Raw genomic sequence first — 26,793 nt, forward strand, 5'->3', positions numbered from 1 at the left:
CGTTGAACGATCCTTCAATACCCCTGTTGTTTCGTTCTTGTATCTGCGATTGAATTCCGGGCATGGCAGAGCAGCTGACAGGACTGGCCGACGACCGGGCTCTCCTGGGGCGTACCAGCACCGCCGAGCGCGTCTCGGACATCCTCAGAGGGCGCATCGCCGAGGGGTTCTTCCCGCCCGGGACCCGGCTGTCGGAGGACAGCATCGGCGGCGCACTCGGGGTCTCCCGCAACACCCTGCGCGAGGCGTTCCGGCTGCTCACCCATGAACGTCTGCTCGTCCACGAGCTGAACCGGGGCGTGTTCGTCCGGGTCCTGACCGTCGAGGACGTCGAGGACATCTACCGCACCCGCTGCCTCGTGGAGTGCGCCGTCGTGCGTGGGCTCGGCGAGCCGCCGTACGGCCTGGACGCGCTCGCCGAAGTCGTCGAGGACGGGCAGCGGGCGGCCCGCGAAGGTGACTGGAAAGCGGTGGGTACCGCCAACATCCACTTCCACCGGGAGCTGGTGGCCCTCGCCGGCAGTGCCCGCACCGACGAGCTGATGCGCAGCGTCTTCGCCGAACTGCGCCTGGCCTTCCACGTCGTGGACGACCCGCGACGGCTGCACGAGCCCTACCTCGCGCGCAACCGGCAGATTCTGCAGGCCCTGCAGGCGGGGGACCGGCCGGAGGCCGAGAAGATGCTGGAGGTCTACCTCGAGGACTCGCTGGAGCGGGTCGTCGAGGTGTACCGGCGGCGGGTCGGCGAGGACGGATAGCGGTACGGAAGAGTGCTGGTCCTGTCGGCGTGACAACCGTGACGCCTGGTCGCATCTGCGTCGTTTGGGTCGTTGTCAGACCGAGGACCTAGTCTGTGCACCGTGACTTCGCCTGCATCGACGGACCGTGTTCCGCCCCAGCTCAGCGCGGGGCCGCGCCCAGCACCGGGCCCGGCCGCCGACGAGGGACTGGCGCGGCGCCTGCGTGCGCTCGCCTGCACCGCGCCGCTGCACGACCTCGACGTGCGCAAGGCCAACCTCGCGGGCGAGTACTCGGTGTACGGCATGGCGGAGGTGGCCCTCTCCGCCATCGACCTGGTCACCCTGAACATGGACTTCGACACGGGCGCCGACCACGACCAGATAGTCGCCCGGCTCATCCCGCGCATCGCCGCCCAGGCCACACAGCGCCCGGTCGCCGAGCACGAGCGCGTGGCCCGGTGGGTCCTGGAGAACCTGATCAACGTCGGCAGCGTCGACCGCGGCTTCCGGGCCGTCTACGGCACGTTCGCGACCGACGGCAGCTATGTCCGCCGTGACTACGACTTCAAGCTGATCGAGGAGGTGCCGGGTCCGGGCGGCACCGTCTACCTCCGTACGACCGACGAGGCGGTCAACGTCCTGGTCGGCGCCCTGGACACGGACGTCACCAGCGCGCAGATCGCCGCCGAGGTCAAGCTGGAGGTCCTGATCAACCGGGGCCGCCTCGCCGACGCCCAGCTCGCGGCCGAGCAGGCCCGGTACCGGACGGTGCAGTACTCGGAGACGCTCCGCAGGGCTCTGGACGCGACCCGGCGCAACGTCCGGGCGGTGGACTGGCTCAACTCCGTGCCCGACATGATCGCCGAGGCGCTGGACCACGTCGCCGACCGGTACCGGCACGAGAACGCGATCCTCACCAACATCCGCAAGGCGCGCGACGAGACGGAGGATCCCGAGCACAAGCGGCGTGCCGCCGAGCTGGTCGACATCGTCAAGGACTGCATCCGGCGGCACACGCAGCTGCAGTCGCGCCTGCTGGAGGCGGGGCCGCTGTTCCGCGCCGAGCAGGACCGACAGGCCTTCGCCACGCCCATGACGTCGTCGGGGATCGACCTGTACGGGCATCTCGTCGCCCCCGTCCTGCCGCTGCCGCTGGAGCAGGCCGTGCGGGTCACGGAGGCGTTCTTCGCGCGCGGGACCGGTCTGCGCACGCCGGTGTCCGTCCGGGTGTCGGACCTCGTCGACATCCTGTTGACGCCTCCGGTGGAGCGGGAGCACCTCGGTGCGGAGATGCCGGAACCGGACCTCATCGCCACACCGGACGACAGCCGGTTCAGCGAGGAGCAGTTGGTCGCGGCGACGGAGTTGCTCGATCTGCCTGCCGACGCGCCGCGGCGGCTCTCCGGGCTGCTGGCCGAGGCTCGCCGACAGGATCCGGATCTGCCGTATCTGGTGGCCCTGTTGGCGGTTCACGCGGCCAGCCCGCCGGTGGGGACCGCCTACCGGCAGGGTGAGGAGAAGCTGCTGTTCGCCGTGGACGACGGGACGGAGCTGGACGACCCGGAGTTCGGTGGGGCCGACCTGATCGTGGGGACGGCGTTGCTGGACGCGGTGGGGATGGCGGCCGACAGGACGGAGGCGGCGTGAACGGGGCCGACCGGCGTACGTACGAGCGTGAGTGCAACAAGGAGCGACAGCCGTGACCGAGCACGTCGAATGGAGTGAGCCGGAGGTCGCCGCACCTCCGGCGACCGCCGCCGTCACGCCCGCCGACGCCGCCGACGCGGCGCGGCTCGTCGCCTTCGGGCTGCAGCCCAAGTTGCAGCCCGCGCGCGACCAGGAGTACGCCGAGCTGCTGCGCCGGTATCGCGAGGACTCACCGTTCGCGCGGCTCGCGGACGCCGTGGCCGCCGGGCTCGGGCTCGTGGTGCTGGAGGTGTCCCCGCGCGCGGGGATGGCCGTGACGGCTGCCGAGGACTCGGTGTTCGCCGTCCGCATGGGCGACTACGCGCGTCGTACGTCCGCCGACGGCGGCGACCGCTTCCTGCACGGGCTGGCCCACCTCGCCGTCGCCGCCATGGCGTTTCCGCGCCCCGAGGACCTCGCCGACGACGGATACATCGGGCGCGTGACGGTCAACGGCGTCGACGCGTTCGTACGGCAGGCCTGCCGCCGCCTGGAGGAGCGCGCCGAGGAGCACGGCGACAACACCGACCCGGCCACCGAGGCACCCGGCCTCGAGGCCGCGTGGCGGATCTGGGCGAGACGCAGCGCGACCGGTGCCACCAAGGACGCACGCAGACTCGCCGGTTCGACGACCGGCATCGTCGGCAAGGCGGCCGTCTTCCTCACCGACTCCGGGTTCCTGCAGCGCACAGGCGACGACAACGGCGGTACGTACCGCACGACGGCCCGCTACCAGCTCCAGGTGCGCGACATGGCGGGCAGTGCCGCGATGGCCGAGCTGCTGGAGCTGGGCGTGGTCCCGGTGACCGACGGCACGCCGACGCTGCTGCCCGCCGAGAACACCGACGACCTGGAGCTGGCGGCCGACGCCGGGCTGCCGTTCCACGCGCCGTCCTCCTCCTGAACTTCCCCGACCTGCCGAAGACTTACGAGAGTCCGCCATGTACGAGCTGTCCCGGGTCCGCCTCTACTCGATCGGTCCCGCCGGTGCGCGCTATGCCGACACCGTGCTTGACCTGCGCGGCGTGGGCGAGCCCGTGCCCGACCCCGCGCCCACCCAGGCGGAGTTCTTCGAGGAGGAGCCCGTCGGCCCGCCGCGCCGCCCCGCGCCCGCCGGCGTGCTCTTCCTGGAGAACGGCGGTGGCAAGTCCGTCCTGCTGAAGCTGATCTTCTCCGTGATGCTGCCGGGTCACCGCAACACCCTCGGCGGCGCCAGCTCAGGCGTGCTGCGCAAGTTCCTGCTTGCCGACGACTGCGGGCACGTGGCCCTGGAGTGGCAGCACACGCTGACCGGCGAGTGCGTCGTCGTCGGCAAGGTCAGCGAGTGGCGCGGGCGGCAGGTGTCTAACGATCCGCGGAAGTTCGCCGAGGCCTGGTACTCCTTCCGGCCCGGCCCCGGGCTTTCCCTGGACAATCTGCCGGTCGCCGAGGCCACCACGGTGCGGCCGTCCGTCGAGGGGCAGTCGGGCGCGCAGGGCCGCCGGCGCACCATGAAGGGTTTCCGGGACACCCTCACCGAGGCGGGCAAGGCGTATCCGCATCTGGAGGTCCACTGGGAGGAGATCCACGACCGGTGGATCGAGCACCTCGGTGACCTCGGGCTCGACCCCGAACTCTTCCGCTACCAGCGGGAGATGAACGCCGACGAGGGAGAGGCGGCCGGCCTCTTCGCGGTCAAGAAGGACTCCGACTTCACCGACCTGCTGCTGCGCGCCGTGACCGACACGCGGGACACCGACGGGCTCGCCGACCTGGTCAGCGGCTTCGGCAACAAGCTGGGCCGTCGGGCCGAGCTGATCGCCGAACGGGACTTCACCGCCGGTTCGGCGGACCTGCTCGGGCGCATCGTCGAGGCCGCCGAGGCACGCTCACACGCGCGTGACATCCACGCCGGTGCCGAGCGCCGCACCCGCACGCTGGCGCGCCGGCTGTCGGCACGGGGCGTGCAGGAGCGCGTCCGGGCCGCCGACCTCGCCCAGCGCGTCACCGCGGCCGCGTACGCGGTCACGCACTCCGAGGCGGGCCGTGAGCGCAGTGCGCTGATCGCCGCCGAACTCGCCTACCGCAACGCCTCGTTGGCGCTCGCCTCGGCCGAGAAGTCCGCCGCCGGGCAGAAGCGCGAGCTCGCCGACGGCCGCACCCTGCACTCCGCCTGGCAGGCCGCCGAAGCCGCGCTGCGGCACCGGGCCGCCGCCGACCGCGTCGCGCGCGTGGCCGCAGCGATCCAGGAGGCCGAGCGGGACGCCGCTCCCGCACTCGCCGCCCGGGCCAAGGCCGCCGTGGATCTCGTACGAGCCCTGCACGCGGCCGCGGAGGGCGCCGAGTCCCTCGCGAACGAGGAGGAAGAGCGCTCCGCCGCGCTGCAGGAGGTCGGCGAGGTCGCCTACCGGGACTCCACCGCCGCCGCCACGGACGCGCAGCGGGCCCGCAGCGAGGTCGGGCATCTGCGGCAGCGCCTCACCGAGGTCGAGCAGGAGACCGCCGAAGCGGTGCGCGCGGGATGGCTCGACGACAGCGCGCCCGACGCCGACCCGGCCCGCGCCGCCCTCGCGGCCAGCGACGCCGAGAAGACGGCGGTCGCCGCCTGGGACATGGCGCGTGAGGCGTCTCGCAAGGCCACGGAGCACGCGCGCGAGGCGGGCTCGGCGGAATCCCGCGCCGAGCTGACGGCGGCTCGCGCGGCGGACGCGGCCACCGCGACCCAGCGGTCCCACGAGGCCGAGCACCGCATCGCCGAGGCGCTGGCAGCGGAGGAGCGGCTGGCGGAACTGCTGAGCGTCTCCGGCAGCGATTCGCGGCCCGTGGTCCCGCAGCCCCGGAACGAGACCGAGAGCGAGCAGCCTGCCCTCACCCCCGAGGAACTCGACCGCTTCGCCGACGAGTTGCGCGAGCTGCTCGACGACTCCGTCTCGTCTGCCGAGCGGCAGCTCTTCGAGCTGCGCACCGCGGCGGCCGACGACTCCCGGATCCTCGGCGCGCTCGGTGACGGCGGTCTGTTGCCGCCAGGGCCCGACGTGCTGGCCACCGTGGAGTTCCTCGGCGAGCACGGCATCCCGGCGCTGCCCGGATGGCGCTATCTCGCCCAGGCCGTGGACCCCGCCGACCACGCACGCGTGCTGGCCGCCCGGCCGGAGCTGGTCGACGGCGTGATCATCACCGATCCCGACACGCACGCCCGTGCCCGCGAGACCCTCAACGAGGCGGCGCTGCTGCCGCGGTCCGCCGTGGCCGTCGGCACGGCCGCCGCGCTGCTCGCACCCACCCCGGCCGCCGACGCGGGTGACAGCAGCGTCTTCCTCGTACCGCCGAACCCGGCCATGCACGACGAGCACGCCGCCGACGAGGAGCGGCAGGCGCTGCGCGCGCGGGCGACCGAGCGGGACGAGGAGATCAGGACGCTCGCCGCGCGCCTCGGCAAGGACCGGGAGCTGGCGGCGCGGCTCGCCTCCTGGCGCACCGGCTGCCCGGCGGGACGGCTCGTTGAGCTGGCCCAGGCTGTCCACGAGGCGCGCGCCTTCGCCGAGGATGCCGAAGCCGAGCTGACCGAGGCGCGTACGGTCCGGGCCGAGGCCGACGAGGTCGCCGCCGAGGCCGGGCAGGTGCGGGACGAGCGGCAGGAGGCGGCACAGAAGGCCCGACGCGCGGCCGACGCCCTCGCCGGGCTTGCCTTCCGGCTGCGTGAGCGGGCCGGCTGGCAGGTCAAACTGCGCGAACTGGCCGACGAGGGCGCCGAGTCGGAGGCCCGCGCCCAGGCCTGTCTGGAGCGCGCTCGCGCCGCCGACGAGGACCGCCGCGGCGCCCAGCGCGCCGCCGACGACGCCCGCCGCACCGCACGCGCCCTGCGCGCCGAACGCGCGGAGATCGCCGGTGCCCCCGACGACGTACCGGAGGCCGACGAGGCAGACCCGAGGTCCTCGCTGCCCGCCCTTCGCGAGGCCTACCGCGCCGCTTCCCAGCTCTACGAGCAGGTCGGCGTCGGCGCCGACCTGCGGGCCGAGCAGGCCCGCGCGGAGAGCGACGAGAGCGCGGCCCGCGCCGAGTTGGACCGGCTCAGCAACAAGGTCCGTACGCGCGCGGAGCAGCTGCTGCAGTCGCCGGACGGATCCGACGGGCCCTCCCGGCAGGCGGCCGCCGCGCGCGCCGAGGAGCTGGTGCAGCTCCTGGAGACCCGGATGTCGACCGCGAGCGAGCAGCTCGGACGGCTGCGCGCCGAGGCCGAACGCCACGCGCCCGAGGACGGCGAGGCACACACCGAGCTGCCCGAGGAGCTTCAACCGCGCGACGCCGAGCACGCACAGGCACTGCTGCGCACGGCGACCGCCGAACTGGCCTCCCGTACCGAGGCGTTGAGCCAGGCCCGGGAGGCGCACGCCGAACTCCTCGACGCCCACCGCGCGGCCGAGGACGCGGCCGGCGGCATCGAGGAGATCGCCGCGATGCTCCGCGACCTGCTGCGCGAACACGCCTTGGACGAGGAGCAGGAGGAGCCCGAGCCGTACCCCGGCAGCCTGGAGGAGGCCCGTCACGCCGCCGCGGAGGCCCGCCGCTCCCTGCGCGGCTGCGCCGCCGACCTGTCGGCCGCCGAAGCCGCCGTGCGAGAGGCGAGCGATGTGCTGGTCCGGCACGCCAACTCCACGCGCTACGAGCAGGTCCGCACCCCGGCACGGCAGCAGATCCGCGAGCTGCCCGCCTCGGCACTGCCCGAGCACGCCCAGAAGTGGGCGGACGCGTTCGCGCCCCGACTCCGTGTCCTCACCGACGAGTTGGCGCAGCTGGAGCGGAACAGGGACTCGATCGTGGACCGGCTGCGCGGGCTCGTGGAGTCGGCACTGGCGACCCTGCGGTCAGCCCAGCGGCTCTCCAGGCTGCCCGAGGGGCTGGGCGAGTGGTCCGGGCAGGAGTTCCTTCGCATCCGCTTCGAGGAGCCCGACCAGGCCACGCTCACCGAGCGGCTCGGCGAGGTCATCGACGAGGCGACCCGAGCGGCCGTGAAGAAGAACTCCGACCTGCGACGCGACGGCATGTCTCTCCTGCTGCGGGGCGTGGGCGCGGCACTTCAGCCCAAGGGTGTCGCCGTCGAGATCCTCAAGCCGGACGCCGTGCTGCGCGCCGAGCGCGTGCCCGTCGGGCAGATGGGCGATGTGTTCTCCGGCGGCCAGCTGCTCACCGCGGCCATCGCCCTGTACTGCACGATGGCCGCGCTGCGCTCCAACGACCGGGGCCGCGACAAGCACCGGCACGCCGGCACGCTGTTCCTCGACAACCCCATCGGACGCGCCAACGCCACCTACCTGCTGGAGCTCCAGCGGGCCGTGTCCGACGCGCTCGGCGTCCAACTCCTGTACACCACCGGCCTGTTCGACACGACCGCGCTGGCCGAATTCCCGCTGGTCATCCGGCTGCGCAACGACGCCGACCTGCGGGCGGGTCTGAAGTACATCAGCGTGGAGGAACACCTCCGTCCGGGTCTGCCGCAGCAGACCCCGGCCGGAGAAGGAGAAGCGGTGCACAGCGAGATCACGGCGACACGGATGTTCAAACGGCCGGCGCCCAGCGCCCCGTGAACGGCGCGGCTCAGGAGTGTGACAACTGCCCGGCCCCGCCCCGCCGGCGTATCCGCTCCTGCGCCCGCTCGGTGGCCCTCGCCTGACGTCGGGCCCGGCGTCGCTCGCGGCGCAGGGCCCGGGCGGTGCTGCTCGGTGTCGACACCACGCCGTTGCGCTGGTTCCAGACCTGGCGGGTCACCCAGACGTCGAGTGCGCCCCAGGTGGCCACGACCGTACTGACCACGCTGCTGATGACCATGGGGAAGGCCAGCCAGGATCCAGCCATGGTGCACAGGAAGGCCACCATCGCCTGGACCAGCGTCACGGCGATGATGATCACCGCCCTCACCGCCGCCGTACGCACAGGATCGGGCATCCGACGCCGCTGCACCGACTCCTCGATCCACAACGGCCGGTAGGACGACTGCGCTTCGTCCATACCCGGTGCAACGGCCTCGGCCGTGCCTCCGTACTCCGCTGCCCCGTCAGCCGCACCCGCCGGAACGTCCTGTCCGCCCCGCACCTCACGCGCTTCTGCTGGAATGTCGCGATCCGGTGCCTCAGCGTCCCGCTGCACCGTCAGCTGCGCCACCAAGCCGTCCCCGGGCGCCTCGCGCCGCTCCGCCGTGCCCATCAACGTGTCACTCCCCACCGCCAGCAGACCACTCGCCCCGTGCCCGATGGCACGGCTCCCCAGTGGTTGCCCGGCTTGCGCTGTTTTACGCCGCCGGGGTGCGGGATACGGCTCCTGTGGCCGATTCCGCCCCCAACTCCCGTAGAGAAGGACGAACGAGGCGAGCTGAAGATTCCCAAGGAGCGTAAATTTCCGGCCAACTGACTGGCCGGGCAGGTCGGATGGGTTGCAGCGGTCGTCAAAGGAATCAGGGAGGCAATCTCCCCCAATGGCAGGACAACTCCCCATGTCTCGCGGCCCGCGCGGAAGTTCAGCTTCCGGACGGCTCTTCGAGTTACCTGTGCGTCGGTAGTAGGCTCGCGCCGTTTGTTGACGTACATGTGTACCCCCGGTCGATGGGGGTCGAGCTGGGGGAGGCCATGCGCTTTCGCGGGAAGTCGATCCGCCGGAAGATCGTGGCGCTGCTTCTCGTGCCGCTGGTGTCCCTGACGGCGATCTGGGGTTTCGCCACGGTACTCACGGGACGCGAGGCACAAGATCTGTTCAACGTGTCGGACGTCGTGGAGAAGGTCGCCTATCCGATCGAGGACACCGTCCGCGTCCTGCAGCAGGAACGGCGCCAGACCCTCGTCTACCTCGCCGACCCCCGGGCCTCGGACGGGCTGGCCGACCTCCGGCGCAGCCGGACTGCCACGGACAAGGCCGTCACCGAGATCCGGCAGAACGCCAAGAACCCCGATGTCCGCGACGCGATGGGCGAGGGCACGGGCGAGCGCCTGACCGCCGTGCTGGACGCATTCGACGGTATCGACGCCCTGCGCCGCAGCGTGGAGGAGGGCACCGTCACCCGCGCCCAGGCCCTCGACCACTACAACAGCCTGGTCGACCCTTGCTACGTCCTGCTCGGCAACCTCCACGTCGTCGACAACGTCGAGATGGACAAGCAGTACCGCGCACTCGTCAACCTCGCCCGCGCCCGCGAACTGCTCTCCCGCGAGGACGCCCTCCTCGGCTCCTCCCTGATCGTCGGCAAGCTCACACGCGACGAGATCCGAGACGTCTCCGACCTCGTCGCGCAGCGCAGTCTGATGTACGACGTCAACCTGCCGCTGCTGCCGTCCTCGGAACGCGAACGCTATGAGCAGTTCTGGAAGAACGCCGCCACCGCCCCGCTGCGCGTGGCCGAGGAGTCCGCCCTCTCCTCCGGCTCCGGCGCGCCCCGCGAGGTCACCGCGCAGAGCTGGGACACCTCCGCCGGGGACGTGCTCGACGAGCTCCGCACTCTCAACGACCAGGCGAGCGACCGCTATCAGGACCGCGTCCGCCCGGTCGCCATGGGCGTCATCGCCAAGGCGGCCATCGCCGGCGTCCTCGGTCTGCTCGCTCTGCTGTTCTCGCTCTTCCTGTCCGTGCGCGTCGGCCGTGCTCTCATCCGTGACCTGCGCCAACTGCGCCTTGAGGCCCACGAGGCGTCCGGCATCCGGCTGCCCAGCGTCATGCGGCGCCTGTCCGCGGGCGAACAGGTCGATGTGGAGACCGAGGTCCCGCGCCTCGAGTTCGACAAGAACGAGATCGGCGAGGTCGGCCAGGCCCTCAACACCCTGCAGCGCGCCGCTGTCGAGGCCGCCGTCAAGCAGGCCGAACTGCGTGCCGGGGTCTCCGAGGTGTTCGTCAACCTCGCCCGCCGCAGCCAGGTCCTCCTCCACAAGCAGCTCACCCTGCTCGACACCATGGAACGCCGGACCGAGGACACCGACGAACTCGCCGATCTGTTCCGCCTCGACCACCTGACCACCCGCATGCGACGGCATGCCGAGGGCCTTGTGATCCTCTCCGGCGCCGCACCTTCCCGGCAGTGGCGCAAACCAGTCCAGCTGATGGACGTCGTCCGGGCCGCCGTCGCCGAGGTCGAGGACTACGAACGCATCGAGGTCCGCCGTCTGCCGCGGATCGCCGTCACCGGTCCCGCCGTCGCCGACCTGACCCACCTCGTGGCCGAACTCCTGGAGAACGCCACGGTGTTCTCTCCGCCGCACACTGCCGTCCAGGTCCTGGGGGAGCGGGTCGCCAACGGGTTCACCCTGGAGATCCACGACCGTGGCCTCGGCATGGCGGCCGACGCTCTCCTGGACGCCAACCTCCGGCTCGCCGAGACACCGGAGTTCGAGCTGTCCGACACCGACCGGCTCGGCCTGTTCGTGGTCAGCCGGCTAGCCCAGCGGCAGAACGTCCGAGTCTCCCTGCAGCCGTCCCCGTACGGAGGCACCACCGCGGTCCTCTTCGTCCCCGACGCCCTGCTCACGGACGATGTCCCGGACACGAACGGCATCGGCTTCCGCCTCGACCGGCCCCACCCCACGAAGGAGGCCGAGCTGGAGGAGAGCCGCCGGGCCGCGCTCTCCCACATGCCCATGCAGCTTCCCGGTCTGCCCGCCGCCCTTCTGGACGGGCCGGTCGAACTCGAGGCACCGGTCGACCTCGACGCCGTCGAGGGCTTCCCGGGCGCGCTCGACGACGAGGACAGCGAACGCGGCGGGATTTTCCGCCCCCGCCGCTCCATCGCCCTCGCGGAGGACGAGACGACCGGCTCCGGCAACGGTCAGCTCCATGACGACCCCGCTGTCCGCGAACCGGGCCACGTCGACGCAGCCGAGGACAGGGGCGCACCGGTCCCACTGCCCCGCCGCCGCACACCGAAGCTGGTCAGCTCGCACGGACGTCCGGTCAGCGAGCAGCGATCACGGGGCGAGGACGCCGCCGAGGAGACGTCGACGGGCCCGGGCCGACCCGAGTCGGAAGCCGCCGCACCGTTGCCGTCGCGTCGTCGGGGAGAGGAGCCTTTGGTCGGCCGTGATCCGGGCCGACCCGACCAGGAGGCCGCACCACCGCTGCCGACCCGCCGGCGTGGAGCCTCACCGCTGCGCCCGGGTTCGGGCGGGCCGGACCGGCCGGGAGAGCGTGCCGCATCCCCGGCAGCCGAGCGACGGGGCCCCGGCGAGAGCTCCCAGCCCCCCGCCCTCCCCATGCGCAGCCGCCCCGCCGCGATCGCACCGAGCGGCGAAGGCACCACCGCCGGTCGGCGCCCGGGCACGGCACCGCAGGAGGCAGCCCCCGGCACGGGCCCGCTGCCCCGGCGCGTACGGCAGGCCAACCTGGCTCCCCAGCTGAAGCAGAGCACCCAGCGACGCACGGAGGACAGTGCGGAGCCCGTGGAGCGGGACGCCGACGAGGTACGCAGCCGGATGGCCTCGCTCCAGCGCGGCTGGCAGCGCGGCCGCGACGAGAACGCCGCAGGCGACAACGCCGACAGCGGCACAGCACCACAACGAACGACAAAGGGGGACGGTCGATGACCGCACCGAAGGCGACCGGCCACACCGCGACCAACAAGTCCGGGGAGCTCAACTGGCTCCTGGACGACCTGGTGGATCGTGTCGCGAGCATCCGCAAGGCCATCGTGCTCTCCGGCGACGGCCTGGCGACGGGGGTGTCCACGGATCTGACCCGGGAGGACGGCGAGCACCTCGCAGCCGTCGCCTCCGGCTTCCACAGCCTCGCCAAGGGCGTGGGCCGTCACTTCGAGGCCGGCAACGTCCGGCAGACCGTTGTCGAACTGGACGACGCCTTCCTCTTCGTGACGGCCGCCGGCGACGGCAGCTGCCTCGCCGTCCTCTCGGACGCCGACTCGGACGTCGGCCAGGTCGCGTACGAGATGACGCTCCTTGTGAAGCGGGTCGGTGTGCATCTGGGAGCGGCTCCGCGCACCGATCTGCCCGCAGACGGGTAGTGGGATGTCATGAGCGCTGACGGTCAGGGAAGAAGCCACTGGTTCGACGACGAAGCCGGACCGGTCGTCCGTCCGTACGCGATGACGCGCGGCCGCACCACCAGTGAGGGCCAGCACCGCCTCGACCTGATCGCGGTGGTTGTCACGGAACCCCAGGCGGACGACCCGGACGCCGACTCGACGCTGTCCCCGGAACACGTGGACATCGTCGATCTGTGCCGCGACGCCCCCCAGTCGATCGCCGAGCTCGCCGCGGAACTCGATCTGCCCATCGGAGTGGTACGGGTCCTCATCGGAGACCTCGTCGCCGGGGAATTCGTCCATGTGACGCGGCCCGTACCCCCTGCCGAACTGCCGGACGAGAGTATTCTGCGCGACGTGATCAACGGCCTCCGGGCTCTGTGAGCGGCGCGGAAGCGGGGTACTGACGTGGCAGGTTGGCAGTTCTGGGTCGATCGAGGCGGCACCTTCACCGACATCGTCGCGCGTCGCCCCGACGGCCGCCTGCTGACACACAAGCTGCTGTCGGAGAATCCGGCGCGCTACTCCGACGCGGCGGTCGCGGGCGTACGCGAACTGCTCCACGGCTCCCAGGACCCCATCGAGGCCGTCCGCATGGGGACGACGGTCGCCACCAACGCGCTCCTGGAACGCAAGGGCGAACGCACCCTGCTGGTCGTCACCCGAGGCTTCCGTGACGCCCTGCGCATCGCCTACCAGAACCGCCCGCACATCTTCGCCCGACGCATCGAACTCCCCGAACTGCTCCACGAGCGCGTGGTGGAGGTCGACGAGCGCATCGCCGCGGACGGCACCGTCCTTCGCACCCCCGACCTCGACGCTCTCGTCGGCCCTCTCCAGGAGGCGTACGACGAAGGCATCCGCGCCGTCGCCGTCGTCTGCATGCACAGCCATCTGTACCCCGCCCACGAGCAGGCCGTGGGAGAGCTGGCCGCCCGCATCGGCTTTCCGCAGATCTCGCTGTCCAGCGAGGTCAGCCCGCTGATGAAGATCGTCCCCCGCGGGGACACCGCGGTCGTCGACGCGTACCTCTCGCCCGTGCTGCGCCGCTACGTCCAGCACGTCGCCGACGAACTCCACGGCGTGCGGCTGATGTTCATGCAGTCCAACGGCGGGCTCGCCGAAGCCGGGCAGTTCCGCGGCAAGGACGCGATCCTCTCCGGGCCCGCCGGCGGCATCGTCGGCATGGCCCGCATGTCGCAGCTCGCCGGCTTCGACCGTGTCATCGGCTTCGACATGGGCGGCACCTCCACCGACGTCTCGCACTTCGCGGGCGAGTACGAACGCGTCTTCACCACGCAGATCGCCGGCGTCCGGCTGCGCGCGCCCATGCTGGACATCCACACCGTCGCAGCCGGCGGCGGCTCGATCCTCCACTTCGACGGATCCCGCTACCGCGTAGGGCCGGACTCGGCGGGCGCGGACCCAGGGCCCGCCTGCTACCGCGGCGGCGGCCCGCTCGCCGTCACCGACGCCAACGTGATGCTCGGCCGGATCCAACCCGCCCACTTTCCCAGGGTGTTCGGCCCGGACGGCGACCAGCCTCTCGACGCGGTCCTCGTCCGCGACCGCTTCGCCGCCCTCACGCGCGAGATCCGCAGAAGTACCGGAGACGACCGCACGCCCGAGCAGGTGGCCGAGGGCTACCTGCAGATCGCCGTCGCCAACATCGCCAACGCGGTCAAGCGGATCTCCGTCCAGAAGGGCCACGACGTCACCCGCTACGCCCTCACCACTTTCGGTGGTGCGGGCGGCCAGCACGCGTGCATGGTCGCCGAATCGCTCGGCATCCGCACCGTCCTCGTCCCGCCCATGGCCGGCGTCCTGTCCGCGCTCGGCATCGGGCTCGCCGACACCACCGCCATGCGCGAACAGTCCGTCGAGGCACCCCTTGAGCCCGCGTCCATGCCCGCCGTCCTCAAGACGGCCGACGACCTGGAGGCTGCGGCCCGGTCGGAACTCCTCGCCGAGGACGTCCCCGAGGACCACATCCAGGTCACCCGCCGCGCCCAACTGCGCTACGACGGCACCGACACCACGCTCATCGTCGAGCTGACCAGGCCCGACACGATGCGGCACACCTTCGAAGAACGTCATCGCGCCACGTACTCCTTCACCCTCGACCGACCGGTCGTCGTCGAAGCCCTCTCCATCGAAGCCACTGGCATCACAGAACCCCCCGATCTCTCCGCTCTCGCCCCTTACGAAGCCGCCCGAACAGGCAGCCCTGCCGCACCCGTGACCGTCCGCCTCCACACCGGCGGCGCCTGGCGCGACGTACCCCTCCACCGCCGCGAGGACCTCCCTCCCGGCGACACCGTCACGGGCCCCGCGATCATCACCGAGGCCAGTGCGACGACCGTCGTCGACGACGGCTGGCAGGCCGTGGCACGAGACGACGGGCATCTGGTCATGGAACGCGCGGCGATTACGGAGAGTTCCGATCTCGACACGGAATCCGATCCGGTTCTCCTCGAGGTCTTCAACAATCTCTTCATGTCGATCGCCGAACAGATGGGCGCCCGGCTGGAGTCCACGGCCCAGTCGGTCAACATCAAAGAGCGCCTCGACTTCTCCTGCGCCCTCTTCGATCCGGACGGAAACCTGGTGGCCAACGCGCCGCACATCCCCGTCCACCTGGGCTCCATGGGCACGAGCGTCAAGGAAGTCATCCAGCGCCGGGGCACCTCGATGCGGCCCGGCGACACCTACGCCGTCAACGACCCGTACCACGGCGGAACCCACCTGCCCGACGTCACCGTGATCACCCCTGTCTTCGACACGCAGGGTGACCGAATCCTCTTCTACGTCGCCTCCCGCGGCCACCACGCCGAGATCGGCGGCATCGCCCCGGGCTCCATGCCCGCGAACAGCCGCACCATCGAGGAGGAAGGCATCCTCTTCGACAACTGGCTGCTCGCCGAGGACGGCCGCTTCCGCGAGGAGGAGACCCTCCGCCTGCTCACCGAGCCGCCCTACCCGTCGCGCAACCCCAGGACCAACCTCGCCGACCTGCGCGCCCAGATCGCAGCCAACCAGAAGGGCGTCGACGAAGTCGCCCGCATGATCGGGAACTTCGGCCTCGACGTAGTCCAGGCGTACATGAAGCACGTCCAGGACAACGCCGAAGAGGCGGTGCGCCGGGTCATCGACGCCATGGACGACGGCGAGTACTCCTACGAGACCGACGCGGGCGCCGTCATCCGCGTACGCGTGCGCGTGGACCGCGAAAACCGCTCCGCGACCGTCGACTTCACGGGCACGTCGCCCCAGCTGGACAGCAACTTCAACGCCCCGTTCGCCGTGGTCAACGCGGCCGTCCTGTACGTGTTCCGCACCCTCGTCGCCGACGACATCCCGCTCAACGACGGTTGTCTGCGCCCCCTGAACATCGTCGTGCCGCCCGGCTCCATGCTCGCGCCCGAGCCGCCGGCCGCGGTGGTCGCAGGCAACGTCGAGACCTCCCAGGCCATCACCGGCGCCCTCTACGCCGCACTCGGCGTCCAGGCCGAGGGCTCCGGGACCATGAACAACGTGACCTTCGGGAACGAGCGGTACCAGTACTACGAGACCGTCGCCTCCGGGTCCGGCGCGGGCGAGGGCTTCCCCGGCGCGCCCGTCGTGCAGACCCACATGACCAACTCGCGGCTCACCGACCCCGAGGTCCTGGAGTGGCGACTGCCCGTACAGCTCGACGAGTTCGCCCTCCGCTACGGCAGCGGCGGTGCCGGACGCTGGCACGGCGGGGACGGCGCGGTGCGTCGCATCCGCTTCCACGAGCCCATGACGGTCTCCACGCTGTCCCAGCACCGCAGGGTCCCGCCGTACGGCATGGCGGGGGGCGAGCCCGGCGCGCTGGGCGCCAACCGCGTGGAGCACGCGGACGGCACGGTCACCGCGCTCGGCGGAAGCGACTCGGCGGATGTCGGCCCCGGCGACGTACTCGTCATCGAAACCCCCGGCGGCGGAGGCTACGGCCCGCCGTCGTCCCACCCCCATCAAGCAGGAGAAGAGATCGATGATCTTCGGGCGTTCTGAGCGTGGGAAGCCTCCGGTCGAGCCCGTCACGCTCAAGATCCTGGTGGCCGGCGGCTTCGGCGTGGGCAAGACCACCCTCGTCGGCGCGGTCAGCGAGATCAGGCCGCTGCGCACCGAGGAACTGCTCACCGAGGCCGGCCGTCCGATCGACGACACGAGCGGCGTGGAAGGCAAGCACACCACCACCGTGGCCATGGACTTCGGTCGCATCACGCTGCGCGAGAACCTCGTGCTGTACCTCTTCGGCACGCCCGGGCAAGAGCGGTTCTGGTTCATGTGGGACGAGCTCTCGGAGGGCGCCCTCGGCGCCGTCGTGCTTGCCGACACCCGCCGCCTGGAGGACTCCTTCGCCGCCATCGACTACTTCGAGCGGCGCTCCATACCCTTCGTCATCGGCGTCAACTGTTTCGAGGACTCGGCCCGTTACCCTGCGGACGACGTTCGCCAGGCCCTCGACCTGGACGACGACGTACCGCTTCTGCTGTGCGACGCCCGCGACCGGGAGTCCGTCAAGCAGGTCCTCATCGGCGTGGTCCAGCACGCGATGGCGTACGCGGCCGACCACCGTCAGACCATCACCACCTGAACCGCCGTACGGCCCGTACCCCCGCCGACCGGGGTACGGGCCGCGACCAACGGCTCACGCACGCGCGCGTGTGCCTAGTTCTCGCCGTCTTCCTCCCAGCCGAAGCTCTTCTCCACGGCCTTGCGCCAGTTGTGGTACTCGCGGTCACGCACGGACGCCTCCATGGAAGGTGTCCACTCGACGTCCTTCTGCCAGTGGGACTTCAGCTCGTCGAGGTCGTTCCACACGCCGGTGGCGAGCCCTGCGGCGTACGCGGCGCCCAGACACGTGGTCTCGGAGACCTTCGGGCGGACCACCGGAACGTCGAGCACGTCTGACTGGTGCTGCATGAGCAGGTTGTTCTTGGTCATGCCGCCGTCCACCTTCAGGGTGGTGATGTGCACCCCGGAGTCCTGGTACATGGCGTCCACGACTTCGCGCGTCTGCCAGCTCGTCGCTTCGAGCACGGCCCGGGCGAGGTGCGCCTTGGTGACGTAGCGGGTGAGGCCCGTGATGACACCGCGCGCGTCGGAGCGCCAGTACGGTGCGAAGAGGCCGGAGAAGGCGGGCACGATGTACGCGCCGCCGTTGTCGTCGACACTCGCCGCCAGGGGTTCGATGTCGTCGGCGGCACGGATGATGCCCAGCTGGTCGCGGAACCATTGGACGAGGGCGCCCGTTATGGCTATCGACCCCTCCAGGCAGTAGACCGGCGCCTCGCTGCCGATTTTGTAACCCATCGTCGTCAGCAGCCCGCTCTTCGAGGCCACCGGCCGGTTGCCCGTGTTGAGCAGGAGGAAGCTGCCCGTGCCGTACGTGTTCTTCGCTGTACCCACGTCGTAGCAGGCCTGCCCGAACACGGCCGCCTGCTGGTCACCCAGGGCCGAAGCGACCGGCACGCCGGCCAGCTGGCCGACGGCCGTGCCGTACACCTCGGCCGAGGACTTGATCTCGGGGAGGACGGCTTCGGGGATGTTCATCGCGGAGAGGATGGACGGGTCCCACTGGAGGGTTTCCAGGTTCATCAGCATGGTGCGCCCGGCGTTGGTCACGTCGGTGACGTGCTGTCCGCCGTCGGTGCCGCCCGTCAGGTTCCAGATGAGCCAGGAGTCCATGGTGCCGAAGGCGATCTCACCGTTCTCGGCGCGATCCCTGAGCCCGGGCACGTTGTCGAGCAGCCAGGCGGCCTTGGGGCCGGAGAAGTAGGTGGCCAGCGGCAGTCCGGTCTGCTCGCGGAAACGGTCCTGCCCGTCCGAGCCGCCCAGCTGGTTCACCAGCCCCGCGGTGCGGGTGTCCTGCCACACGATGGCGTTGTGCACGGGCTTGCCCGTCGCGCGGTCCCACAGGAGCGTGGTCTCGCGCTGGTTGGTGATACCGAGCGCGCTGAGCTGGTCGGCGCGCAGGCCGGCCTTGGCGATCGCTCCGGCGACCACAGCCTGCACCTTGGACCAGATCTCGGTGGCGTCGTGCTCCACCCAGCCGGGCTTCGGGAAGATCTGGCGATGCTCGCGCTGGTCGACGGCGACGATCGCGCCGTCCTGGTTGAAGACGATGCAGCGGCTGGAGGTGGTGCCCTGGTCGATCGCGGCGACGAACTTGTCCGTCATGACGTCCCCTTCGTCGTTCCTTCGGAAGGCTGCTTCGAATCAGAAGGCTGCTGTGAAGATGAGCCCGGAAAGCACCCCGCCGACAGGCGGTCCGACCACCGGGATCCCTATGTACGTCCAGTCCGAGCACGGTCCCGCGTCACGGGCCGGGTGGATGGCGTGGCCCGGCGGCCCACCGAGCGCCGGACCGGTGACGACGCAGCCGCGGCCTTCGCCGTGGATGTCTCCGTTGCTCATGGCGGCTCCTAGGCCCTGTCCCGGGGCGATCGACCCCGGTCCTCCGTGCAGGGTGCGTTTCCCATGGCGACTTCAGCCGAAGGCGGGAGGTCCCGCGCCCAGCCCGGCGTCCGTGACGAGCGTGCCGTCGCAGCCGAATCGCCCGTGGGGGAATGGGCCTGTTCTTCAGGCGGGGCCCGCGCGGCGCGTGCCTGGATACACCGTGTATGTACGGCGATGTCGACTGACACCGGAAGTGTTCACCGGCGCCCACAGAGCGTCAAGGTCGCCGACGGCAACGGTGACAGCCGCCGGTGTGTCCGTACGAAGGAGGGACGGTCGGTCGGTTACGACGATTAGCCTAAGCCGGGTTCCGCCACCGCGCACCCGGCCTGGGCGGGCGCCGTCCCCGAACCGCGCCGGATCTCGTGGCCCGGCAGGCCCGCCCGGCCCAGCACCCAACTCGCCCCGTGCAGGGATTTCGCGGCCTTCTTGAGCGGCGCCAGACAGGCGGCGGCCTGCCGGTGGTCCGTCACACTGCCCGGCGGGCACAGGACGGTGGCCAGGGACAACGTGACGGGACGCCCGCCGGCCGACCAGGGAGCGTCCAGCACCGAGGCGGCCAGTGGATCCAGCCACTCCGGTTCGGCGAGCACCAGGAAGTCGTCCCCGCCGATGTGACCCACGCGGGTGCTTCCGGACGCCGCGTGTTGCAGAGCCCGCCCCACGGACCGGATCAGCTCGTCACCCGCCGCGAATCCGGCCCCGTCGTTGACCTGCTTGAAGTGATCCACGTCCAGCCAGCTGAGCGCGAAGGTCCGGCCGTCAGTGATACGGCGGTCCACCTCGCCGGTGATCGCGTCCGAACCGGGCAGCCGCGTAAGCGGATTGAGCCCGGCCGCCTCTTCGACCCGGTTCTCGGCCAGCGCGCGCACGAGGTCGGCGAGCCGTACGACACCCACGCACCGCCCGTGCCGGTCCACCACCGCCACATCGTCCGACGTGCGGCTGCGGCCGCCGACGGCCACCACGTCCAGGACCTCCCAGGCGGTGGCGTCGATGCCCACGGTCCGTGGGGGATCCCCGAGCTTGGCGGCGGGCCGGTCGGCGTACAGCGCATGTCCATAGCGCCCCGACATCGACAGCAGAAACCGCGAGCGGTGCACCGACCGCAGCGGGAGCCCGTGTGGGTCCACGAGCAGCACGCCGGACACCTCCGGCGACCCGGTCAGCAGCGCCCGCACCTGACCGGCCGAGGCGGTCGCGGGCAGCAGCGCGGCGGGCCGCACGAACTCCCGCACTGAAGGCCCCGACCTCGGCGCTGTCACGGCGCCGGGGGAGCGGGGCGGAACGTATACGTCCGCTGCGGGCAGCCGGGCCGGCGGTGCGAACAGCTCGCCCTGGGCCAGCTGGGCACCGGCCGAGATCGCGGCCGCGCACTGCAGTTCCGTCTCCACGCCCTCGACGGACAGGAGCGCTCCCAACTGGTCGCACAGCGTCCGCATGGCCTTGACCGCCGCAGGCCGCGCCAGCAGCGACGCGTCCAGTTTCACCAGGTCGGGCTCCATGTCGGTGAGCAGCCGCAGGGGTAGGTCCCCGTCCCCGACGCCGTCCGCGCTGATCCGGAAGCCCTGGTCCCGCAGTGCGCGCACCGCCTCCAGCAGCGCCTGCTGGGGGACGTGCGTGTACGGCGGCCCGATGTCGATCGTCACCTCCCACGGCAGCCGTCCCGCCTCGCGCACGGCGGCGTGCAGCGGGGTGAGGCCGCCGAGGTCGGCGAGGGTGCCCGCGAACACGTTGACGTGCAGCGGCAGCAGCGTCTCCTTGCGAGCCGCCGCACGGAGCGCCAACACCGCCAGCCTGCCGTCGAGTTCGGGATCCCGACGGGCCTCGGCCAGGATGTCGCCGGTCTCCGGGCGAGCGAGTATCTCCAGCCCCGCGACTCCTCCGGTGGTCAGGTTGACCACCGGTTGGAAGGCGAAGCGGAGAGTATCCGTCCAGGAGTGCACGGCAGCATGATGACCCCGCCGGCGCACGCCCAGGCCCAGTTCATGAGACGTTCACGCAGGATTCCTGGTTGATCACGCAGCGTACGAGAAAGGGCTTGCATCGCATGCTCGGGGGAGAGGGCTCATGCTGCGCTACGGCTCCGCCGGCCCGGCCACGATGACGGCCCGCGCCTCACCGGAAGGCGATCACTGCCGACCCGTGTCCGAACAACCCCTGGTTCGCCGTGATCCCCACGCGCGCGCCCGCGACCTGCCGTTCACCCGCCTCCTCTCTCAACTGCCAGGTCAGCTCGCAGACTTGAGCGATCGCCTGAGCCGGAACCGCCTCACCGAAGGAGGCCAGCCCACCGCTCACGTTCACCGGTATTCGCCCGCCCAGGGTCGTCGCCCCCTCCCGTAGCAGCTTGGCGCCCTCGCCCTGCCCGCACAGTCCCAGATCTTCGTACCACTGCAACTCGAGGGCGGTGGACAGGTCGTATACCTCTGCGAGGGAGAGGTCGTCCGGCCCGAGGCCCGCCTCCTCGTAGGCCGCCCGCGCTATCGACGCGCGGAACGTGTCGGCGGCAGGCTCCGCCGCCACTGCCGAGTCCGTCGCGATGTCCGGCAGATCCAGCACCGTGTTGGGGTAACGCGGCGTCACCGTGGACACCGCCCGGATCCGCACGGGCCTGCTTGTCGCGTGCCGACGGGCGAACTCCATGCTGGACAGCACCAGGGCCGCGCCTCCGTCCGACGTCGCGCAGATGTCGAGCAGTCGCAGCGGATCGGCCACCACGGCAGAGGCGGCGACGTCCTCGGCCGTGACCCGCTTGCGGTAGCGCGCGTTCGGATTGAGCGCCCCCAGCGCCGAGTTCTTCACCTTGACCTGTGCGAAGTCCTCCACTGTGTCGCCGTGCACGGCCATGCGGCGGCGCGCGTACAGCCCGAAGTACGTGGGATTGGTCGCTCCCAGAACCCGGAAGCGCAGCCAGTCCGGATCGTCGGGCCGGTCTCCGCCCGCCGGCCGGAAGAACCCCTTGGGTGCCGCGTCCGCGCCCACCACCAGCACCACGTCCGCGAGGCCCGAAAGGATCTGCGCCCGCGCGGTGTTGACGGCCTGCGCTCCGGACGCGCACGCCGCGTACACGCTCGCCACCCGGGCCCCCTGCCAGCCCAGCGCCTTTGCGAACGTCGCACCGGCCACATATCCCGGATAGCCGCCGCGCACGGTGTCCGCGCCGACGACCGAGCCGACGTCCCGCCACTCCAGCCCGGCGTCGGCGAGCGCCGCACGGGCCGCCGCGGTCCCGTACTCGACGAAACTGCGCCCCCACTTGCCCCACGGGTGCATGCCCGCGCCGAGCACCGCCACGTCACCCGTCATGCCCTCACCCCCGTCGGCCGCCAGTGCCAGGTCGTCCAGATCGTCTCCGCGTCCTCATGGAGCACTCCGGGGACGACCTTCACCTCCATGCCCACCGCCAGATCGGCGACGGTGACCCCCGGAGCCGCCTGCCCCAGCACCACGATCCGCTCGGACTCCAGCTCCACAGCGATCAACGCGTAAGGCTCCCAGGGAAGTTCCGGATCGGTCACATAGGGTGACGGAGGTCGATACCGGCTGTCCGTGTACGACCAAACGCGCCCACGCCGCGAGAGGGGCACCTCCTCCAGGTCTCCGCCGGGACATCCGGGATTGCGGCAGTGGGCGTCCTCACGGGGAAAGAAGACCGAGGAGCACGCCGCGCAGCGCGTGCCGAGGAGTCTGAAGTCGTCCCCGTCGCCGGCGAACCACCGGTCGACCACAGGCGTGCGTGTACGCGACAAAGCCCCTCCCCACTACGGAATCTGACGGAACGTCAGAAGTCTGCCACGGGCATCGGGAAATGGGCAGGGCGTTCGATCGAACCGGACAGCCCCTTGCTGCGTCGTCGTAACGGTAGGGACGGCCGGGGCCCACGGGGGTGGTTCCGGTCGTCCCTACTTGCATCTGAGGTGAACTGCATCCGATCGCTTCCCGCGCGGAACTCCCAACTGATAGATGCAGGAGACATGACACGTCTCTCCAGCGCAGTACGCGGTCTGATCACCGCACTCGCCGCCCTGCTGGCCGTGACCGCCGGCACCGCTACCGCCACCGCCCAGGCGAAGACGGAGCCCAATGCGCCAAAGGACTTCGTGGCCCTGAGAACCGTGGACCCGACGATCATCCAGGAGATGCGCTACTTCACCCCGCACAACTTCGTCGGCGAGCGCATCGACGGCTATCAGCAGCCGCTCTGCATCCTCACCCGGCCGGCCGCCGAAGCGCTCCACAAGGCCCAGCTGAGGCTGCTGCGCAAGGGCTACACCCTCAAGGTCTACGACTGCTACCGGCCGCAGCGCGCCGTGGACCACTTCGTCCGCTGGGCCGAGGACCTCGACGACCAGGCGATGAAGGGCGAGTTCTACCCGAACGTCGACAAGACCCGTCTGTTCGAGGACGGTTACATCGCGGAGAAATCCGGCCACAGCCGCGGCTCGACCATGGACCTCACCATCGTGAAGCTCCCCGCGAAGCCGACCCGGCCGTACCACCCCGGGGAGCGCCTCGTGCCCTGCTACGCGCCCAAGGACGAGCGCTTCCCCGACAACTCCGTGGACATGGGCACAGGGTTCGACTGCTTCGACACGCTCGCCCACACCCTCGACCCGCGTATCCAGGGCGAACAGCGCGCCAACAGGTTGCTCCTCAAGAGCACCCTCGAGGGTCTCGGTTTCGTGAATCTCGCCGAGGAATGGTGGCACTACACATACAAGCCCGAGCCCTACCCGGACACCTACTTCGACTTCCCCGTGTCCTGGAAATCGCTCACCGGCCGCCGCTGAACAGCCCCCGGAAGACGCCCTTCCAGTGATCGGATACATTCCGCTTCGTGTCCGAAACTCAAGCCTCCATCCCCAACTCCGCGCCCGACTCCCACTGTTCGAGCTGCGGAGCGCCCTACGGAGAGGGCGTCTCCGGCTGGCCCCGCACCTGTCCGGCCTGCCGCGCCGTGGCCTACCGCAACCCGCTGCCGGTGGCGATCGCGCTCCAGCCCGTGTACGACACGAAGGGCACTGCCCTGGTCGTCATCACCCGAACCGTCGCCCCCGCGCGCGGGGGCATCGCGTTGCCCGGCGGTTACGTCGACGACCGCGAGGACTGGCGGCACGCCGTCGTCCGGGAGCTCAAGGAAGAGACCGGTATCGATGCGGCCAGCCGCGACGTACGGCTCGTCGACGCCCTGAGCTCCCCCGACGGACATCTGCTGCTGTTGGGCGTCCTCCCGGAGCGCCCGGCCGAGGGCCTCCCGCCGTCCGCCGCCACGGACGAGACGGAGGGCTGGCACCTCCTGCGCAGGCCGGAGGAGCTCGCCTTCCCCCTGCACACGCTGGCCGTGCGCGCCTGGTTCGAAGGCCGGTACCTCTGAGTCAGGCCTCCTTCAGACCCCGCACGCGCACCGGGTAGGGCGGCTCACTCATGCCGCCCTCGCCTTCCCGCTCGACCACCAGCCGCCGTCCCATCCAACGGGCGACGTAACGCTCGAGTTCCGGCTCGTCCCAGCCGTCACCCGCGTCCTGCACCACGAGTCCACCCCCCGTCCGTCCCCGGGCAGGCGCCCACACCTCCAGCTCCAACCCGCCGTCGTCCCCGCGTACGGGGACGACGGCACCCGCGCGTGCCAGCACCGGAATCCGCGACAAGGGGGCGTCGAGGAGCACCTGAGCCGGCCCCTCGTACACCTGCTCCGTCACCGTGTCGTACCAGCGTCCCCGGGGCAGCTGCACCGCCCGCCGGTTCGCGCCCGGGTCGAGTACCGGCGCCACGAGCAAGCAGTCGCCCAGCATGAAGGCGTCCTCGCAGTCGCGCAGCGCACGGTCCTCGGGTGCCGCCCACCACAGCGGCCGCACATAGGGCGCTCCCGTGCGCCGGGCCAGATGCGCGAGCATCATGAAGTACGGCAGCAGCCGCCGGCGTTCGACGAGTGCCACGCGCGCGTGCTCCAGCACCTCGGTACCGAACTCCCAGGGCTCCCTGCGCCCTGCCCGCAGACTCGCGTGCGTGCGGAACAGCGGCAGGTACGCACCCAGTTGGAGCCATCGCAGATACAGCTCGGGTGACGGACTCCCGTCGAAGCCGCCCACGTCCGGCCCCGAATACGGCACCCCGCACAACCCGAGCCCCATGACCAGTGGCAGCGAGGCCCGAAGTCCGGGCCAGCCCGTGGCCACGTCACCGGACCACGTGCCCCCGTAGCGCTGCATGCCGGCCCAACCGGAGCGCGAGAAAATGAACGGCCGTTCCTTGGGAGCCAGTTCGCGCAGCCCCTCATAGCCAGCCCTGGCCATGCACAGCGCGTAGACGTTGTGCGCCTCGCGGTGGTCCCCGCCCCGTCCTTCCAACGAGTGCCTGGCGGAACGCGGCAGCGTCGACTCCCCGAAGGCGGTGAAAGAGGTGGGTTCGTTCATGTCGTGCCAAAAGCCCGAGAACCCCTGGGCGAGTCGCTCCTCGTACAGGCCTCCCCACCACTCACGCACACGGGCGTGCGTGAAGTCCGGGAACACGGCCTCCCCGGGCCACGCGACCCCCTGCACGAGCTGCCCCGAGGCGTCCCGCACGAACGCGTCCTGGGCTGCCCCGCTGTCGTACACCGTGTTGCCGTCAGCGGCCCTGACCGCAGGATCGACGATCGACACCAGCCGGATCCCGTCCCGCCGCAACTCCTCGGCCAGTACCGGCAGCTTGGGGAACTGCTCGTGGTCGACGGTGAACACCTGATGCTCGTCGTAGTGGTCGATGTCCAGATGGACGGCGTCGAGAGGCAGCCCCCGCTCCTGATAGCCCGAGACGATCCGCCGCACCTCCTGCTCACTGCCGAAGCCCCAGCGCGCGTGGTGATAACCAAGCGCCCACGCTGGTGGGAGCGCAGGGGCACCCGTCAGCGACGCCCAGGCAAGCAGCACGCGCGCGGGGGTGCCCACCATCACCCAGCAGCGCAACGGACCGCCGTCCATCCGCAGTTCGCACGTCCCCGCCCTGTCGTGCCCGGAACCCGCGCCCTCCTCGCCCTCCCGCAGGGTCACCGTGCCGTCCCACGAGGTGTCGTGGAACATCAGATGCGTCGCGGCATCGGCCACCACCAGCTGCACCGGCATCGTGATGTACAGCGGGTCGTCCCCGGGGCCGAACGCCCGGCCCGGGTCCGTGTTCCACAAGCGGTACGTTCCCTCGCGCAGCCGCGGGCCTGATGCCCGGCCGCCGAGCCCGAAGAACCGCGCGTCCGCCGCCACCTCGGACCGCTGCATCCAGCGCGCGGCACCACCCCCGGCCGGCTCCCACCACCGGGGCGGCAGATCGCGGCGCAGGGTCACACCTCCGGGCGTACGCACCTCGACCGCCCCGTGCCGCGAGACGACGACCGTCACCCGCTCGGCCACAACGCGCCAGCCACCGTCCTTGTCCGGCTCCAGCACGGCTCGGGGATCCGGCTCCGGGCAGCGGCCCGCGAGCGCGTACGACGGCTCGGGAGAGGCCCCGTCCCAGCCCCAGAAGACGGCTCCGTTGACAGCCACGATGATGCGCAGCTCGGACCGGCTGAACCGGAGGATGCCACCACCCGGACCGGGCTCCACCTCCTGCACGGGCCCGGGCACCCGCGCGCGCTCGGCGCCTCGCGACGGCAGCGCGGAGGCGTCCGCACGCCTCCTGCGCCATGCGGCTCGCACGGTACGCAACCTCTGGGCCGCCCCCGCAGAACCGACAGCCCTTATCGAACGCACCAGGTCACGACCGTCCATGCTGCTCACCCTGCCATTGACCGCCCCACGCGTGCGTGTCGTTCAACTTCCGTTCACCCGTGCCGGGACCACATCTTCACGACACGGACTATGTGGGGCGCGCCCTGGTGTGGAAGTCGATCACATGGCATCGTCCGTGTCAGCC

Annotated in this window: 18 protein-coding genes; 11 read left to right on the forward strand and 7 right to left on the reverse strand. The window is 71.1% G+C overall.

Translation table 11 applies throughout. From position 1 onward, the window contains the following. Positions 1–62 precede the first annotated feature (62 nt). The 4 genes from OG303_RS40985 to OG303_RS41000 all read left to right on the forward strand — a co-directional run bounded on the left by OG303_RS40985 (position 63) and on the right by OG303_RS41000 (position 7,990). Positions 63–758 carry a GntR family transcriptional regulator gene (locus OG303_RS40985; protein ID WP_405874969.1) on the forward strand — a complete coding sequence of 232 codons (696 nt, stop codon included), beginning with the start codon at positions 63–65 and terminating at the stop codon, positions 756–758. Positions 759–860: 102 nt separating this feature from the next. Continuing rightward, on the forward strand, positions 861–2,387 hold the full coding sequence (locus OG303_RS40990; protein ID WP_405874970.1) for a hypothetical protein: 1,527 nt from the start codon (positions 861–863) through the stop codon (positions 2,385–2,387). A 52-nt stretch (positions 2,388–2,439) separates the two neighbouring features. Next, complete coding sequence (locus OG303_RS40995) at positions 2,440–3,330, forward strand: hypothetical protein (protein ID WP_405874971.1); 891 nt, start codon at positions 2,440–2,442, stop codon at positions 3,328–3,330. Positions 3,331–3,367: 37 nt separating this feature from the next. Beyond that, complete coding sequence (locus tag OG303_RS41000) at positions 3,368–7,990, forward strand: hypothetical protein (protein ID WP_405874972.1); 4,623 nt, start codon at positions 3,368–3,370, stop codon at positions 7,988–7,990. A gap of 10 nt (positions 7,991–8,000) precedes the next feature. On the opposite strand, the gene OG303_RS41005 is transcribed toward OG303_RS41000, so the two are convergent. Beyond that, positions 8,001–8,606 (reverse strand): hypothetical protein, encoded by a 606-nt coding sequence (locus tag OG303_RS41005; protein WP_405874973.1) that lies wholly within the window; start codon positions 8,604–8,606, stop codon positions 8,001–8,003. A gap of 419 nt (positions 8,607–9,025) precedes the next feature. Between OG303_RS41005 and OG303_RS41010 the strand changes: the two genes are divergently transcribed. From OG303_RS41010 to OG303_RS41030, 5 genes are read left to right on the forward strand one after another with little or no spacing between them, the layout of a single operon-like run. Beyond that, entirely contained in the window at positions 9,026–11,959 is a 2,934-nt protein-coding gene (locus OG303_RS41010; protein ID WP_405877722.1) for a nitrate- and nitrite sensing domain-containing protein, read from the forward strand. Continuing rightward, positions 11,956–12,393 (forward strand): roadblock/LC7 domain-containing protein, encoded by a 438-nt coding sequence (locus tag OG303_RS41015; RefSeq protein ID WP_405874974.1) that lies wholly within the window; start codon positions 11,956–11,958, stop codon positions 12,391–12,393. The genes OG303_RS41010 and OG303_RS41015 overlap by 4 nt, the downstream gene beginning before the upstream one ends. 9 nt (positions 12,394–12,402) lie before the next feature. After that, on the forward strand, positions 12,403–12,798 hold the full coding sequence (locus OG303_RS41020; protein WP_405874975.1) for a DUF742 domain-containing protein: 396 nt from the start codon (positions 12,403–12,405) through the stop codon (positions 12,796–12,798). 24 nt (positions 12,799–12,822) lie between these two features. Continuing rightward, entirely contained in the window at positions 12,823–16,452 is a 3,630-nt protein-coding gene (locus tag OG303_RS41025) for a hydantoinase B/oxoprolinase family protein (RefSeq protein ID WP_405874976.1), read from the forward strand. Next, positions 16,433–17,038, forward strand: a complete 606-nt coding sequence (locus OG303_RS41030; RefSeq protein WP_405874977.1) for a GTP-binding protein — start codon at positions 16,433–16,435, stop codon at positions 17,036–17,038. The genes OG303_RS41025 and OG303_RS41030 overlap by 20 nt, the downstream gene beginning before the upstream one ends. 74 nt (positions 17,039–17,112) lie before the next feature. Here the strand turns inward: OG303_RS41030 and glpK are convergent, their stop codons facing one another. From glpK to OG303_RS41055, 5 genes are all read right to left on the reverse strand, one after another. After that, positions 17,113–18,624 (reverse strand): glycerol kinase GlpK, encoded by a 1,512-nt coding sequence (gene glpK, locus OG303_RS41035; protein ID WP_405874978.1) that lies wholly within the window; start codon positions 18,622–18,624, stop codon positions 17,113–17,115. A gap of 39 nt (positions 18,625–18,663) precedes the next feature. After that, complete coding sequence (locus OG303_RS41040) at positions 18,664–18,861, reverse strand: hypothetical protein (RefSeq protein WP_405874979.1); 198 nt, start codon at positions 18,859–18,861, stop codon at positions 18,664–18,666. A gap of 335 nt (positions 18,862–19,196) precedes the next feature. Next, entirely contained in the window at positions 19,197–20,849 is a 1,653-nt protein-coding gene (locus tag OG303_RS41045) for an EAL domain-containing protein (protein ID WP_405874980.1), read from the reverse strand. A gap of 172 nt (positions 20,850–21,021) precedes the next feature. Beyond that, the gene (locus OG303_RS41050) at positions 21,022–22,212 is read right to left on the reverse strand and encodes a lipid-transfer protein (RefSeq protein WP_405874981.1); all 1,191 of its coding nucleotides are present in this window, start codon (positions 22,210–22,212) and stop codon (positions 21,022–21,024) included. Next, a complete protein-coding gene (locus OG303_RS41055) occupies positions 22,209–22,634 on the reverse strand; it encodes a Zn-ribbon domain-containing OB-fold protein (protein ID WP_405877724.1) in 426 nt (141 codons plus the stop codon). The genes OG303_RS41050 and OG303_RS41055 overlap by 4 nt, the downstream gene beginning before the upstream one ends. Positions 22,635–22,880: 246 nt before the next feature. Here OG303_RS41055 and OG303_RS41060 point away from each other — a divergent pair, with 246 nt between their 5' ends. Both OG303_RS41060 and OG303_RS41065 read left to right on the forward strand, forming a co-directional pair. Next, positions 22,881–23,696 (forward strand): M15 family metallopeptidase, encoded by an 816-nt coding sequence (locus OG303_RS41060; protein WP_405874982.1) that lies wholly within the window; start codon positions 22,881–22,883, stop codon positions 23,694–23,696. Positions 23,697–23,743: 47 nt separating this feature from the next. Then, on the forward strand, positions 23,744–24,280 hold the full coding sequence (locus OG303_RS41065; RefSeq protein ID WP_405874983.1) for an NUDIX domain-containing protein: 537 nt from the start codon (positions 23,744–23,746) through the stop codon (positions 24,278–24,280). Between the two features lies 1 nt (position 24,281). On the opposite strand, the gene OG303_RS41070 is transcribed toward OG303_RS41065, so the two are convergent. After that, positions 24,282–26,648, reverse strand: coding sequence for a glycoside hydrolase family 31 protein (locus OG303_RS41070; protein WP_405874984.1), 2,367 nt, complete (start codon positions 26,646–26,648; stop codon positions 24,282–24,284). Positions 26,649–26,793 lie beyond the last annotated feature (145 nt).

The organism is Streptomyces sp. NBC_00005, from assembly GCF_045160215.1.
Lineage (GTDB): Bacteria > Actinomycetota > Actinomycetes > Streptomycetales > Streptomycetaceae > Streptomyces.

What these genes read in the sequence shown, in the direction of transcription:
- OG303_RS40985 (WP_405874969.1), top strand. Translation starts at nt 63, where the DNA reads ATGGCAGAGCAGCTGACAGGACTGGCCGACGACCGGGCTCTCCTGGGG.
- OG303_RS41000 (WP_405874972.1), top strand. Translation starts at nt 3,368, where the DNA reads ATGTACGAGCTGTCCCGGGTCCGCCTCTACTCGATCGGTCCCGCCGGT.
- OG303_RS41005 (WP_405874973.1), bottom strand. Translation starts at nt 8,606, where the DNA reads ATGGGCACGGCGGAGCGGCGCGAGGCGCCCGGGGACGGCTTGGTGGCG.
- OG303_RS41010 (WP_405877722.1), top strand. Translation starts at nt 9,026, where the DNA reads ATGCGCTTTCGCGGGAAGTCGATCCGCCGGAAGATCGTGGCGCTGCTT.
- OG303_RS41015 (WP_405874974.1), top strand. Translation starts at nt 11,956, where the DNA reads ATGACCGCACCGAAGGCGACCGGCCACACCGCGACCAACAAGTCCGGG.
- OG303_RS41020 (WP_405874975.1), top strand. Translation starts at nt 12,403, where the DNA reads ATGAGCGCTGACGGTCAGGGAAGAAGCCACTGGTTCGACGACGAAGCC.
- OG303_RS41030 (WP_405874977.1), top strand. Translation starts at nt 16,433, where the DNA reads ATGATCTTCGGGCGTTCTGAGCGTGGGAAGCCTCCGGTCGAGCCCGTC.
- glpK (WP_405874978.1), bottom strand. Translation starts at nt 18,624, where the DNA reads ATGACGGACAAGTTCGTCGCCGCGATCGACCAGGGCACCACCTCCAGC.
- OG303_RS41040 (WP_405874979.1), bottom strand. Translation starts at nt 18,861, where the DNA reads ATGAGCAACGGAGACATCCACGGCGAAGGCCGCGGCTGCGTCGTCACC.
- OG303_RS41050 (WP_405874981.1), bottom strand. Translation starts at nt 22,212, where the DNA reads ATGACGGGTGACGTGGCGGTGCTCGGCGCGGGCATGCACCCGTGGGGC.
- OG303_RS41060 (WP_405874982.1), top strand. Translation starts at nt 22,881, where the DNA reads ATGACACGTCTCTCCAGCGCAGTACGCGGTCTGATCACCGCACTCGCC.
- OG303_RS41070 (WP_405874984.1), bottom strand. Translation starts at nt 26,648, where the DNA reads ATGGACGGTCGTGACCTGGTGCGTTCGATAAGGGCTGTCGGTTCTGCG.